General features: G+C 67.3%; 11 protein-coding genes, 1 tRNA gene and 1 pseudogene. 3 read left to right on the top strand and 10 right to left on the bottom strand.

Annotated features, from left to right (window positions below):
- Positions 1 to 145: 145 nt before the first annotated feature.
- From D107_RS13905 to D107_RS0111735, 8 genes are all read right to left on the bottom strand, one after another.
- Positions 146 to 295, bottom strand: coding sequence for a DUF3096 domain-containing protein (locus tag D107_RS13905; protein ID WP_018867185.1), 150 nt, complete (start codon positions 293 to 295; stop codon positions 146 to 148).
- 31 nt (positions 296 to 326) lie between these two features.
- Complete coding sequence (locus D107_RS0111765) at positions 327 to 1,244, bottom strand: MBL fold metallo-hydrolase (RefSeq protein WP_018867184.1); 918 nt, start codon at positions 1,242 to 1,244, stop codon at positions 327 to 329.
- A 967-nt stretch (positions 1,245 to 2,211) separates the two neighbouring features.
- A tRNA-Gln gene (locus tag D107_RS0111760) sits at positions 2,212 to 2,285 on the bottom strand.
- Positions 2,286 to 2,328: 43 nt separating this feature from the next.
- Positions 2,329 to 2,721: a 30S ribosomal protein S9 gene (rpsI, locus tag D107_RS0111755; protein WP_018867174.1), complete on the bottom strand. Its 393-nt coding sequence runs from the start codon at positions 2,719 to 2,721 to the stop codon at positions 2,329 to 2,331.
- A gap of 31 nt (positions 2,722 to 2,752) precedes the next feature.
- Positions 2,753 to 3,181: a 50S ribosomal protein L13 gene (rplM, locus tag D107_RS0111750; protein ID WP_017940583.1), complete on the bottom strand. Its 429-nt coding sequence runs from the start codon at positions 3,179 to 3,181 to the stop codon at positions 2,753 to 2,755.
- Between the two features lie 238 nt (positions 3,182 to 3,419).
- Positions 3,420 to 3,941, bottom strand: a complete 522-nt coding sequence (locus D107_RS0111745; RefSeq protein ID WP_018867173.1) for a DUF4168 domain-containing protein — start codon at positions 3,939 to 3,941, stop codon at positions 3,420 to 3,422.
- Positions 3,942 to 4,238: 297 nt separating this feature from the next.
- Positions 4,239 to 5,666 (bottom strand): sigma-54 dependent transcriptional regulator, encoded by a 1,428-nt coding sequence (locus tag D107_RS0111740; protein WP_018875842.1) that lies wholly within the window; start codon positions 5,664 to 5,666, stop codon positions 4,239 to 4,241.
- On the bottom strand, positions 5,663 to 7,138 hold the full coding sequence (locus D107_RS0111735; protein WP_018880130.1) for an ATP-binding protein: 1,476 nt from the start codon (positions 7,136 to 7,138) through the stop codon (positions 5,663 to 5,665). Before D107_RS0111735 ends, D107_RS0111740 begins: the two co-directional genes overlap by 4 nt.
- 382 nt (positions 7,139 to 7,520) lie before the next feature.
- On the opposite strand from D107_RS0111735, the gene D107_RS0111730 reads away from it, so the two are divergent.
- Complete coding sequence (locus D107_RS0111730; RefSeq protein ID WP_018875844.1) at positions 7,521 to 8,201, top strand: MBL fold metallo-hydrolase; 681 nt, start codon at positions 7,521 to 7,523, stop codon at positions 8,199 to 8,201.
- Positions 8,202 to 8,280: 79 nt separating this feature from the next.
- On the opposite strand, the gene htpX is transcribed toward D107_RS0111730, so the two are convergent.
- Both htpX and parC read right to left on the bottom strand, forming a co-directional pair.
- Complete coding sequence (htpX, locus tag D107_RS0111725) at positions 8,281 to 9,168, bottom strand: protease HtpX (protein ID WP_018867169.1); 888 nt, start codon at positions 9,166 to 9,168, stop codon at positions 8,281 to 8,283.
- A 111-nt stretch (positions 9,169 to 9,279) separates the two neighbouring features.
- Entirely contained in the window at positions 9,280 to 11,541 is a 2,262-nt protein-coding gene (gene parC / locus D107_RS0111720; protein ID WP_018881548.1) for a DNA topoisomerase IV subunit A, read from the bottom strand.
- 143 nt (positions 11,542 to 11,684) lie between these two features.
- Here parC and D107_RS0111715 point away from each other — a divergent pair, with 143 nt between their 5' ends.
- Positions 11,685 to 13,106, top strand: coding sequence for a phospholipase D-like domain-containing protein (locus D107_RS0111715; RefSeq protein ID WP_018881547.1), 1,422 nt, complete (start codon positions 11,685 to 11,687; stop codon positions 13,104 to 13,106).
- A gap of 196 nt (positions 13,107 to 13,302) precedes the next feature.
- Positions 13,303 to 13,545: pseudogene (locus D107_RS13900) on the top strand (hypothetical protein); the annotation flags it as partial.
- Between the last annotated feature and the right edge of the window lie 278 nt (positions 13,546 to 13,823).

The raw sequence follows: 13,823 nt of genomic DNA, 5'->3' as shown, positions 1-13,823 counted from the left end.
TGGCCCCCCGATCAAAGTGAGGCCAAAGAGTAACGGGTCCGCGCGCCCTGCGCATGAAGTCGCACTGTTGGTCCATGCTTTTGGGCACCAAACTATCCCCCGGGAACCACCCGGGCTCGCGGCCCGGGCGGTCCCGCAGTGTGCCCTACCAGTGGGCCAGGAGCCCCAGCACCCCGATCACGATCAGGTAGATCGCGACGATGTAATTGAGGAGCCGGGGACGGATCAGGATCAGAATCCCCGCCACCAGCGACAGGATGGCCATCAGCAGGCTCGGGTCAATATGCAGCGTCATGCAGCGACTCCCTTGCCGAACGCCGGCGCGTTCAGAACAGTTTTTCTTCCATCTCGAGATAGACCGCGTTGGCATTGCTGCGGTTGGTCTGCTCGAAGGCCGGGAGATCCTCGTAGTCGCTCCAGTCCATGGCCGCGTAGGCCTCGTCGAAGGTCTCCATGTTCTCCACGGCCGCGCCCATGTGCTCACGCAGCTTCACCAGGTAGTCACGCGTAAACTTCACCGCGCGGCTTGCCTGATCGGTGGCCTCGCCATGCCCCGGGACCAGGAATTTCAGGTCCATCTCCATCAGTTCTTCCAGACGATTGACCCAGTTCTCCGAATCCAGCGCGTCGTCCCCCAGAAACGGGATACGGCCGTCAAAGACGATGTCGCCGGCAAACACCACGCCCGTCTCCTCCACCACCATGATGATGTCGTCGGGTGAATGGGCCGGGCCGGCGTGCACGCAGCGAAAGGTCTTGCCGCCAAGACGGATGGTGTACTCGTCATCGAAGAACTCGTCCGGCGGGATGATCTGCGTGTCCTCGTCCACCCATGGGCTCAGCACTCCGCGACGCTGTTCCAGCCGCGCTACCGCGCCCGGCCCGCCGAGGTAGTCGCGTGCCCGTGCCTGGCCGATGATCTTCGCGTCGGTATGGTCGGCGAATGCCTGCAGGCCGTAGATGTGGTCCGCATGGTAATGCCCGGCGATCACGTACTTGATCGGCTGGTCGGTCACCTCGCGAATCCGGCGGATCATCTCGAAGCCCAGCGGCGGGGTCCCCAGGGCGTCGTAGACCACCACCCCTTCGTCGGTCACAACGAATCCGGCGTTCGATGTGTGCCCCTGGTTGTCGGGGTCCGGGATGCCGGAGATCCCGATCATGTACCAGGTGTCCGCGCCCTCCACTTCGTGGGCGGTGGTATCGACGGTCACGGGCTCGTAGGGGTTATCGGGTACCGACATCTTTGCTCCACTCCTCTTCTTGATGCGTATCCATTCGGCCCGTGGACGGGCTCTGGGTTATTGGACGGAGAAAAGACCGGAGAATTCCCTGCAATTCCCGATCCCCGCCCGGGGATTGTAGCGGAGCCGGGGACAACGATGAGAAGCCACTCGAGGAGCACAATCCAGAGGAGGACGAGCCAACAGCCCTCCACCTCCGGCAGGACGCAGATTGACGCCGCAGGGCCTGAGGGAGTCATTGCCACTCACGGGCGCGATCGTGCCTGACCCGTGCCAGAAGCACCGCATGGTTGGTTGCCCGTCAATGCTGAAATGCGGACATGCCAAACCGAGGGGCACACCGCCATGGCTGAGGGACCAGGATGATTCGACGGCTGCGCCGCCTCACCCCTTCGGGGCTGCACGCGCGGCGCGCGCGCAGTGCTTCGCTGCGCTTCGCCGAACCTTCCAGGTTCGAACCCTGGACTCGCTCAAATATCCATAGAAAAGGGCCCCACGAGGGGGCCTTTTCCGAAGGTAGCGACCAGTTTGAGGCAAATGGCGGGGAGCCCCATTGAGGGGCACACCGCCATGGCTGGGGGACCAGGATGATTCGGCGGCTGCGCCGCCTCACCCCTTCGGGGCTGCACGCGCGGCGCGCGCGCAGTGCTTCGCTACGCTTCGCCGAACCTTCCAGGTTCGAACCCTGGACTCGCTCAAATATCCATAGAAAAGGGCCCCGCGAAGGGGCTTCACCTGAAGGAGTGACCATTCTGAAGCAAATGACGGTGAGCCCCATCGAGGGGCACACCGCCATGGCTGGGGGACCAGGATGATTCGGCGGCTACGCCGCCTCACCCCTTCGGGGCTGCACGCGCGGCGCGCGTGCAGTGCTCCGCTGCGCTTCGCCGAACCTTCCAGGTTCGAACCCTGGGCTCGCTCATATATCCATAGAAAAAGGCCCCACGAGGGGGCCCTTTTCTATGGATGGCTGGGGGACCAGGATTCGAACCTGGGTTGACGGAGTCAGAGTCCGTAGTCCTACCGCTAGACGATCCCCCAGTAAACCGGATCGCGTGCGTCCCGCAGAAACTCGAGGCGAATTTTAACGCTTCGAGTACTGGGTTGCACGACGGGCCTTGCGCAGGCCGATCTTCTTCCGCTCCACCTCGCGGGCATCGCGGGTCAGATGACCACCACGACGCAGCGGCGAGCGCAGCTCTTCGTTGTACTGCACCAGGGCGCGGGCAATGCCCAGGCGGATCGCACCGGCCTGGCCGTTACCACCACCGCCCTCGACGGTTGCGATCACGTCGAAGTTTTCGGTGGACTCGGTCGCCTCCAGCGGCTGGCGCACGACCATGCGCGAGGTCTGGCGGCCGAAGAACTCGTCCAGCGGCTTCTGGTTAACCGTGATGTTGCCCGTACCCGGGCGCAGGAAGACGCGCGCAGCGGCGGTCTTGCGGCGGCCGGTGCCGTAATACTGATTGGTAGCCATTCGGATCGATTCCCTTGCTGATTCTGGCGGCTCAGACTTCGAGCGGCTGCGGCTGCTGGGCCGTATGCCGGTGTTCGGTGCCGGCGTAGACCTTGAGCTTCTTGAACATGGCCCGGCCAAGCGGGTTGCGCGGCAGCATGCCCTTCACGGCAAGCTCCAGCACCTTCTCCGGATGACGCTCGATCATCTGGGTGAAGTTGGCTTCCTTGATGCCACCCGGATAACCGGTGTGGTGGAAGTACTTCTTGTCCATGGCCTTGTTGCCGGAGACGCGAATCTTCTCCGCGTTGATCACGACGATGTAGTCGCCGGTATCGACATGCGGCGTGTACACGGGCTTGTGCTTCCCGCGCAGACGGCGTGCGATCTCCGTGGCGAGTCGGCCGAGGGTCTTGCCGTCGGCGTCGACGAGAAACCAGTCGCGTTCGACTTCGGCCGGCTTGGCGCTGATGGTACTCATGATGTTCGATGCTCCGAGGTCGGGGCGATTCAGAAAGCGCGCAAGAATAACGCTTCCCTTCACCCGATTCAAGCAAAAGGGACAATTCGCGAGACGGGCCACGCTCGACGTCCACCGGAGGCGAGGTGGCGGGCCGGGGCCTGCGCGAGCGCCCTCCGCACATAATAAAGGGGCCGCCCCGAAGGGCGGCCCCCCTTTCAGGCCCCGGGCGCAAGGCCCGGGGCGGCACGCAACCCGTTTACAGCTGGGCTTCGGCGCGCTCCTGCACTTCCTGCATCAGCTCGGGGTCGTTCTGCAGGGCCATGGCGACTTCGTTGTATTCCTCGACGCTCATGCCCGCATCTTCCACGGCGCTGACCATTTCGTCCTGCGCTTCCTGCTGCATGGACTGCGCCTCGGTCTCGTCCTCGGCGTTCTGCAGGCGGTCGGCGAAGTCCTCGCGCACTTCCTGCACCGCGACAAAGGCGGTCACGAAGGTGTCGATGTCCCCTTCGCTCAGGTCCACCTCGGGGGCTTCCTGCATCGGGGCACCGCCCTGGGCCGCGCCACCCTGGGCGCCACCCTGCGGCGGCTGGCCGCCCTGGGCACCGCCACCGGCGCCGGCACCGCCTTCCTGGGCCGGGGGCTGGCCACCCTGGGCGCCGCCCATGTCGCCACCGCCGGCGCCGCCTTCGGCACCACCATACTGCGCGGAGGCCGCGCCACCCACGGCAAACAGGGAGGTCAGGGCCATTGCGAGGATCGTCTTGCGCATATTCATCATGTTGCTCCTTATTCCTTTGGTTCGATCGGATCTTGCGGCCGACCGGGACCCGCCTAAAGCGGAACCCCCGTCCAGCCGCACCGCAACCGTGTGAGGAGGAATGAGCCCGTGCGGGCTGCGCTTCCCCGATTGCTGCCTGAGGAGGAGCAGGCATCGTGCCAACAATGGGAACCGGGACGATATTGATTAATAATCAGATGCTTAGCGATAGTTCGGCCGGCGGAGCCGCCGCCGGCTGCGGGTTTGCGTCCGAGTCATAATGACACATGGGTCAGCTCGACCCGGGTCAGGATGTCACGACGGGTCGGATTCACCGAGCTTGCGGTAGAGCGTCTTGCGTCCGATGCCGAGGATACGCGCGGCCCGCTGCTTGTTGCCGTCCACGTGCTCCAGGACCCGCTGAATGTAGTCGCGCTCGCGCTCTTCCAGCGTCGGCCATTGGGTGTCGTCGCCGACTCCCGCTACGGGTAACACCTCTGCGCCGGCACCACCGGCGGCCACACCCGCATCTTCGCCGCCGATCGCGAACACGCGTTCCGGCAGGTCCCGGGTCTCGATCACCTCGCCCGTGGCCAGGGTGGCGGCGCGCTCGATGAGGCTGGCCAGTTCGCGTACGTTCCCGGGGAAGGGGTAGCGCACCAGCGCGCGCAGGGCCTCCGGGCTCAGACGCCGCTCGGGCAGGCCTCGGGCCAGGGCTTGCTGGCGCAGGAACTGCAGGGCCAGGTACTCGACATCGTCACCGCGTTCTCGCAGCGGCGGGATCTCGATGCGGAAGGTCTCCAGGCGATAGTAGAGATCCTCGCGGAAACGGCCGTCGGCCATGTGCGCCTGCAGGTCCTGGTGGGTGGCCGCGACGATACGCACATCCGTCTCGATCTCCTCGTTGGCGCCCACCGGGCGCACCCGTCCGTCCTGCAGCAGGCGCAGCAGCTTGCTTTGCATCGCCACCGGCATCTCGGCGATCTCGTCCAGGAACAGGGTTCCCCCATGTGCCTCGGTGAACAATCCTCGACGGGCACCCTTGGCCCCACTGAAGGCACCCGCAACATGCCCCAGCAGCTCCGACTCCAGCAGGGCCTCGGGGATGCCGGCGCAGTTGAGCGCGACGAACGGCCCGTGCGCCCGGTCACTTTCCGCGTGCAGCGCCCGCGCCACGAGTTCCTTGCCGGTCCCGGACTCGCCGGTAATCAGGACGCTGCCGTCGGCGGCCGCGATCCGCCGGATCAGGTCGAACATCTGCAGCATGGCCGGACTGTGTCCCTGCATGCCATGAAACCCGTCGGCCCGGGCGAGCACCTCGCGATAGCGCCGCACCTCGTCCTTCAGGCGACGCGCCTCGGTTACCCGGTCCGCAGCCAGGCGCAGATGATCGAGGTCCACCGGCTTGGTCAGAAAGTCGTCCGCCCCCGCCTTCAGCGCGGCCACGGCCTGGTCGATGGTCCCGAAGCCCGTCAGCATGATGAAGCCCGGCGCCGGCACCCGGGCGCGCGCGTCCTCGAGCACCTGAAACCCGTCGGCGCCCGGCAGACGCAGGTCACTGACCACCAGACTGAAGGCCTGCTGTGCCAGTGCCCGCGCGGCGTCCTCGGCGCTGCCTACCGCGGTGACCGCGTAGCCGGCCTCGGCCAGCTCCTCGTGCAGCAATTCGCGATGTCCGCGGTCGTCTTCGACGACAAGGACCGATTCCGGGGGCGCGGCGGGTGTTTGTGGCGCGGCGCTCATAGGCGCGTCTCCTGCGGTTCGTCAGTGGCCAGCGGCAGATGCACGACAAAGCGGGTCTCCCCGGGCACGCTGCGATCCAGCGCGACCGTGCCGCGATGATCTTCCAGTGCCACCTGGACAACAGCCAGCCCCAGTCCGGTTCCCTCGCCCGTGGGTTTGGTGGTGAAGAAGGGCTCGAACAGGCGCGCCGCCTGTTCGTCGTCGATCCCGCGCCCGGCGGTCGGACCGTCATCGGCCACCACCAGGGTTACCCGGTCGGCCTCCGCCCGCCAGTGGACCCGCACCTCACCGGCGGCCGCCTGGGCCGCGTTCTCCAGCAGGTTCTCCAGCGCCTGTCCGAGGCGCAGACGATCGGCCGCGACGACCAGCGCCTCCCCGTCCACCTGGAACCGGATCGCGTCGGGCGCGTGCCGCGCGCGCACCCGCTCGACCAGGTCGCCGACCAGTTGCGCGAGGTCCAGGGGGCGTTCCTGCAGGGGATTGCGACGGGCAAAGTCCAGCAACTGCCGCACGATGGTCTCCACCCGCTCGAGTTCGGCCTGCAACGCCTCCATCTCCTTGCGCGCAGGATCCGGCTCCGGCAGGCGGCGAATGGCCCGCTGCACCCGCCCGGCAATAATCCCGAGCGGTGTCCCCAGCTCATGCGCCACACCGGCCGCGAGCTGGCCGATCGCCGCCAGCTTCTCCGAGTGCCGCAGCTTTTCCTCGAGCCGCACCTGCTCGTGGCGCTGCGCCTCCAGTTCCGCCTCCGAGGCCTCGCGGCGCTCCATCATGCGGTTCATCGAGACCGCCAGCCCGCGCAGTTCGGCCGGCCCGTCCTCCGGCGCCCGCAGGCCGCGCTGGCCATCGCCGATCGCGCGCATCGCGGCCATCAGGCGCGACACATGCCGGCCGACGGCCCGGTGGTAGCCGAACAGTACGACCAGCAGGAACAGCGCACTGACCGCCAGCATCAGCAACCCGCCCTGCCACTGCAGCTGCGTGACGAAGGCCCGGAACGGGGTCACATCGCGGGTCACCTGCAGCAGGCCCACGATCCGCCCGGCCGGATCCGACAACGGCAGGAAGAAGGAGAAGGTCTCGCGCCCCTGGTGCTCGCCGAAGGCCCCGAGACTGCCGGTCTCGCTGATGACCCGGGCCTCGCCGCGGCGTTGCAGGGTCGGGCTGGGCGGCCCACTGGCCGCGACCATGCGGCCCTCGGCGTCGTAGACGTAGACCCCGAACACCTCCTCGATCTGGAACAGCGAATCCAGCGACTGCTGCACCCCGGACACGTCGTCCTGCAGCATGGCGCTCGACACCGGGAGCCGGATCGAACGCGCCACCAGTTCGATATCCTCCTGCATGCGGTTTTCCATCTGGACCTGGAATTCGCGCAGGCCGAGCGCCACCACCGCGGCCATCAGCAGCAGCAGCGGCAGCAGCACGAAGGACAACACCGCGGTGCGCAGGCTGTTCAGGCTTCGGATCATGGGCGTTGGGTCATCATCGACGGGCCATCCGCGGCACGGGCCGGACTCAATGGTAGACACGCCCGGCAACAGGAGGCGAATTACAGGCAAAAAAAAGCGCGGGTCGAAGCCCGCGCCAAGAAAACCACCAAAGGAGGATGGAGGAGTCCACTAACCACTGACAGGGGGGACAGCGATTAGCGTATGCAAATCTTCTAATATGGCGATGTTCTTGTCAACCGGTGAAATACGCAGGGGGTCGTCCTTCACCGTTTCGTCATATCACGTACCCTTGAAGACCTGCATACCCCGTAAGACGCAGGTCCGCCCGATCTATTCCCGGGCATGAAAGCCACCCGCCGGGAATGCACCAAAAATCGACTTCGTTCACGGATCCCGCATCATGCTTCGTCACCTGAGCCACCCCGTCACCTCGCTTGCCCAGAACGCCACGCTGATCTGGTGCGATGCCACCGGGGCCGCGGCCTGGGTCGACCCCGGCGCGGATGCCGCGACCCTCGAACAGATCGCCCGCGAGCACGGCGTGCACCTGGAGAAGATCCTCCTGACCCACGGCCACCTGGACCATGTCGGGGCCACCGCCGAACTGGCCGCCCGTGCCAATGTGCCGGTGATCGGGCCGCATCGCGACGACGCCTTCTGGCTGGACCAGCTCCCGGCGCAGGCACAGATCTTCGGCTTCCCCGAGACCGCGCCACTGGTGCCCGACCAGTGGCTGGAGGATGGCGACACCATCGCGCTGGGCCAGACCACACTCCGGGTGCTCCACTGCCCCGGCCATACCCCGGGGCACGTGGTCTTCCACGACTCCGAGAGCGGCCTGGCCCTGGTCGGCGACGTGCTGTTCCACGGGGCAATCGGCCGCAGCGACTTCCCGCGCGGCAACGGGCGCGAGCTGATCGCCTCGATCACCGACAAGCTCTGGCCGCTGGGCGACGAGACCCGGTTCGTGCCCGGCCACGGCCCCGAGTCCACCTTTGGCGAGGAACGCCGCAGCAACCCCTTCGTCGGCGACGCGGCCCTTGCCGCCGGCGGACAGCCCGGCCGCGGCCGCTACTACTGAGCCCCGCGAAGCAGCATCTCTCAAATGAAACGGGCCGCCCCGAGGGGCGGCCCGTGTACGCACGGCGCCAGGCGTCTTCTCAGCCGTTGGCGCGCAGCGCGGCGATGCGCTGTTCGATCGGCGGGTGGCTCATGAACAACTTCTTCAGGCCCTGGGCCATGCCGCCACGGATCCCGAAGGCCGCCATCTGGTCCGGCATGTCCACCGGCCGCCCGGAGGCCCGGGCCAGCGACTCCAGCGCGCCGATCATCTTCTCGCGCCCGGCAAAGCGGGCCCCCGCCTCGTCGGCGCGGAACTCGCGCTGACGCGAGAACCAGAACACGATGATGGAGGCCAGGATCGCGAGGATGATCTCGGTCACGATGGCGGTAATCCAGAAGGCCGGTCCGTGACCCGACTCGTTCTTGAAGATCACCCGATCGACGAAGTGGCCGATCACGCGCGACAGGAAGATCACAAAGGTGTTCACCACGCCCTGGATCAGTGCCAGGGTCACCATGTCGCCGTTCGCCACGTGGCCGACCTCGTGCCCCAGCACGGCCTCGACCTCACCCTGCCCCATGTTCTGCATCAGTCCGGTGCTTACGGCCACCAGGGCGTTGTTCTTGCTCATCCCGGTGGCAAAGGCGTTCGGGTCGGGCGAATCGTAGATTCCCACCTCGGGCATGCCGATACCGGCCTGTTTGGCCTGGCGCTGCACCGTCTCCAGCAACCACTGCTCGGTGGCGTTGCGCGGCTTGTCGATCACGTGGACCTTCATCGTCTTCTTCGCCATCCACTTGGAGATGGCCAGCGAGATGAACGACCCGCCGAATCCGAACACGGCGGCGAAGATCAGCAAAGCGGTCAGGTCGAGATCGACCCCCTGTTCATCGAGGATGCTCTCCACACCCAGGATACGCAGGGTGATGCTGAGCACGATCAGGATGGCGAAGTTGGTCGCCAGAAACAGCAGAACACGTTTCATGAAGTTTTCCTGTACTCCATCAATCCATTTACGGGGATGTCGCAATCATCGGGGCGCACCGCGCGAATTCAAGCGCCACCCCGATCAGTGACCACCGGAGCGCCCCGGGGTTCAGGCCGGGCGCACTTCCAGGCGGTCCGCATTCTGGTAGCCGCGTGGCAGCTGGCGCCCGCGCCGGGCGCGCTCGCCCACGTACTCCGCCCACTCGGCCGGGGCCAGTGCCTTGAAGCGCTTGCCGGCGTGCACGACCAGGGTGTCCTGCGGCCCCAGCACGGCCACGTCGAGCACCCGCTCGGAGCCGTCCTTGAGGGCCGCGGACGGGATGCCGATCAGCTTGTTGCCCTTGCCGCGCGCCAGCTCCGGCAGCTCGGTGGCCGGGAACAGCAGCAGATAGCCGCGGGTGGTGACGACCGCGATGTGGTCCTCGTGCGGGTTGCGCACCGGGGCCGGCTGCAGAACGGCCGCCCCGTCGGGCACGGTCAGCACGTTCTTGCCGGCCTTCTGCCGCCCCAGCAGATCGCCCAGTTTGGCGACGAAGCCGTAGCCGTGATCCGAGCCCAGCAGCCAGCGGTCTTCCTCCGCGCCCGTTGCCATGCCGACAAAGCGCGCGCCCTCCGGCGGGTTCACGCGGCCGGACAGCGGCTCGCCCTGCCCGCGCGCCGACGGCAGGGTATGGGCGGGGATGGTATAGGTGCGGCCGGTGGAGTCGATGAACGCGACCGGCTGGTTGCTGCGCCCGGTGACCGCGGCCTGGAAGGCATCCCCGGCCTTGTAGCTGAGCCCCTGGGCATCCACGTCGTGGCCCTTGGCCGCGCGTGCCCAGCCCTTTTCCGACAGCACAATGGTCAGCGGCTCGGTGGGCACCAGCGCGGACTCGTCCAGTGCCTGCGCGGCGGCGCGCTGGACCAGCGGCGAGCGGCGCTCGTCGCCGTAGTCCGCGGCGTCCTTCTCGATCTCGCGGCGGACCTGGGTGCGCAGGCGGCGCTCGGACCCCAGGGTCTTCTCCAGCTGATCGCGCTCCTTGGCCAGTTCGTCCTGCTCGCCGCGGATCTTCATCTCCTCGAGCTTGGCCAGGTGGCGCAGCTTCAGCTCCAGGATCGCCTCGGCCTGGATATCGGACAGGCCAAAGCGGCTCATCAGTTCGGGCTTGGGCTGGTCGTACTCGCGGATGATCGCGATCACCTCGTCGATATTGAGATAGGCGATCAGCAGGCCTTCCAGCACATGCAGTCGCGCCTGCACCTTCTCCAGACGCCACTGCAGGCGCCGGCGCACGGTCTCGATGCGGAAGCTCAGCCATTCGCTCAGCAGCCCGGCCAGGTCGCGTACCTGCGGGCGCCCGTCCAGGCCGATCACGTTCATGTTCACGCGGTAGGTCTTTTCCAGATCCGTGGTCGCGAACAGGTGGGCCATCAGTGCCTCGACATCGACGCGGTTCGAGCGCGGGGTGATCACCAGGCGGGTCGGGTGCTCGTGGTCGGACTCGTCGCGCAGGTCCTCGACCATCGGCAGCTTCTTCGCGCGGATCTGGCTGGCGATCTGCTCCAGCAGCTTGGCCCCGGAGACCTGGTGCGGCAGCGCGGTGACCACGATGTCGTCGCCTTCGCGTTCATAGCGCGCCCGCGCGCGGATCGAACCCTGCCCGGTCTCGTAGACCTTTCGCAGCTCCGCAGGCGGGGAAATGATCTCCGCCTCGGTGGGAAAGTCCGGCGCCGGCAGGTGCTCGCACAGCTCGGCGACGGTCGCCTTCGGGTGCTCCAGCAGGTGTACGCAGGCCGCGGCCACCTCGCGCAGGTTGTGCGGCGGGATGTCGGTGGCCATGCCCACGGCAATCCCGGAACCGCCGTTCAGCAGCACGTTCGGCAGCCGGGCCGGCAGCACCTTCGGCTCGTCCAGCGCGCCGTCGAAGTTCGGCACCCAGTCCACCGTGCCCTGCCCCAGCTCCGAGAGCAGCAGCTGCGCGTAGCGCGAGAGGCGCGACTCGGTATAGCGCATCGCGGCGAAGGACTTGGGATCGTCCGGCGAGCCCCAGTTGCCCTGCCCGTCGACGAACGGGTAGCGGTAGGAGAAGGGCTGCGCCATCAGCACCATCGCCTCGTAGCACGCCGAGTCGCCATGCGGATGGAATTTGCCGAGCACGTCACCCACGGTGCGCGCGGACTTCTTGTACTTGGCCGTGGCCGAGAGCCCCAGCTCGCTCATGGCGTAGATGATGCGGCGCTGCACGGGCTTGAGCCCGTCGCCGATGTGCGGCAGCGCACGGTCCAGGATCACGTACATGGAGTAGTCCAGGTACGCCTTCTCGGTGAAGTCCTTCAGCGGCAGCTGCTCGCCGCTGTTGGCGAACAGGCTGGGGGTCTCGATATCGCTCATCGGCGCTCTCGCGAATGATGGGTGGCGCGGGCTTTTACCCCGGACCGGGCCCGCGTACTGTAGCGGGCACGCGCCCGCCATTCCACGGGGTCACGGGAAAACCGCCGAACCGGGGAGCGGAGAAGCCCCGGAGGAGTCCATTCGTGCTGGATACAGGCTGGATCGCCAGTATCGCTGCCGTCGCCGTGTTTGCCCTTGCGGCGATCAGCGTGGTGCACGCCCTGCTGCAGCGCCGCGACACCGGGACCATCATCGCCTGGGTCGGGTTGATCGTGCTGCTGCCGCTGGGCGGCTCGGTCCTGTACTGGCTGTTCGGGGTCAACCGCATCCGCCGGCGCGCCCACGCCCTGCGCGAGGGCTATCTGATCGCCGACCCGAGCGCCGGGGGCGCCACCCTGAGCGAGCCGCCGGAACGCTGGCAACGCCTGCTGCACTCCGGCGACCGACTGAGCCCTTTCCGCCTGGTCGGCGGCAACGCGATCGAACCGCTGTTCGACGGCGACCGCACCTATGCCCGCATGCTGGACGCCATCGACAGCGCCCGTCACAGCATCACCCTGGCCACCTATATCTTCGACTACGACCGGGTCGGGGAACGCTTCGTGGACCGCCTGCAGCAGGCCCAGGACCGTGGCGTGCAGGTGCGCGTGCTGATCGACGCCATCGGCGCCCGCTACAGCCGCCGCAACACCCTGCGCCGGCTGCGCCGAGCGGGGATCCCGGCCACCACCTTCATGCCGGTGCACCTGCCACGCAGTCTGGCCGCCTTCAACCTGCGTAACCACCGCAAAATGCTGGTGGTCGACGGCCGCCAGGCCTTCACCGGGGGCATGAACATCCGTCGCGGCCACAGCCACGCCGATCCGGGCCCCCACCCGATACACGACCTCCACTTCGAGCTGCGCGGCCCCGCCTGCACGCAACTGCAGCGGGTGTTCACGGAGGACTGGCAATTCGCCACCGGGGAACGTCTGGACGGCCCGCGCTGGTTCCCGGACACCGTTGACCCGGCCGGGGCCCGCGCCTGTCGCGGCCTGCCGGACGGCCCGGACGAGGACTTCGAGGTCCTGAACTTCACGCTGCAGTCGGCCCTGGCCGAGGCCCGCGAGCAGGTCACCATCATCACCCCGTATTTCCTGCCGGACGTGGCGCTGACCGGCGCGCTCAAGGCCGCCGCCCTGCGGGGCGTGCGGGTCGACATCCTGATCCCGGCCCGGAGCAACCTGCGGCTGGTGGAATGGGCCAGCCGCCCGCAACAGGGCGAGCTGCTGGAGCGCGGCTGCCGCCTGTGGCTCACCCCGCCGCCCTTCAATCACGCCAAGCTGATGCTGGTGGATCGCGAGTGGGCCCTGGTCGGCTCCGCCAACTGGGATCCGCGCAGCCTGCGCCTGAATTTCGAGTTCAATCTGGAATGCCTGGATGCCGGCCTGGGCGGCGAACTGGCCACCTGGGCCGACGGCCTGCGCGCGCAGTCGCACCCCCTGACCCTCGACGAGGTCCGCGCCCGTCCGCTCCCCGCGCAGCTACGCGACGGAGCCGCCCGCCTCCTCACTCCCTACCTGTAACGCGGGGCGACACTCCCCGGCCGGCGTGCAGACAGCGTTAGCCGGCCCCCATGCACCGCCCCCCCGAATGGGGGCGGCGGCCTGCGGTCTTTTGTACTGTAGGCGATGTCACGCGAATACCCGACGGGGCCCGATTCGCTTCGCCGCAGGGGAGTAAAGGGATGTTACGACGCGCGGAAACCGCAAAGGGACATCGATGAACGGGGTCCTGGTGCCGTCGCTCTATCTGGCCGCCGGCCTGGCCGCCTACGCCAGTCTGAGCCACCTGCTGCACAGCCGCCAGAGTGCGCGGCGCACCGAGCACCGCCTGTTCGCCACGATGTGCGCCCTGATGGTGGTGGTCGCCATCGGATCGGCCCAGACCTACCAGGCCGACAGCGTCGCGGCCTACACCCGCGCCCTTACCCTCAACATCTACCTGCTGGCCCCGTTCTACGTCAGTAGTGTGCTGAGTTATGTGCAGAAGCTGGCAGGAGGTGAGCGGCCATGGTATTCGGGTTGGTTAGCGACCACCGGAACCCCTCAAGGAGGGCGAGACCATGACCACTCACAAGAGCCAGGCTACTGCGGATCGCACGTCACTGCGAGCGCTTTTGGGGACAGACGAGGAACTGATGCGCACGCTGGTGCGCGAGGCGGTCCAGCAGGTTCTGGAAGCCGAGATGAGCGACCAGCTCCAGGCGGCACCGGGCGAGCGCACCGAGGGCCGCCTGGGCT

The sequence above is a fragment of the Thioalkalivibrio sp. ALE30 genome (assembly GCF_000377465.1).
Taxonomy (GTDB): domain Bacteria; phylum Pseudomonadota; class Gammaproteobacteria; order Ectothiorhodospirales; family Ectothiorhodospiraceae; genus Thioalkalivibrio.
Note: the sequence above shows the minus strand (reverse complement) of the source record. Positions and strands in the feature narration are given on the sequence as shown.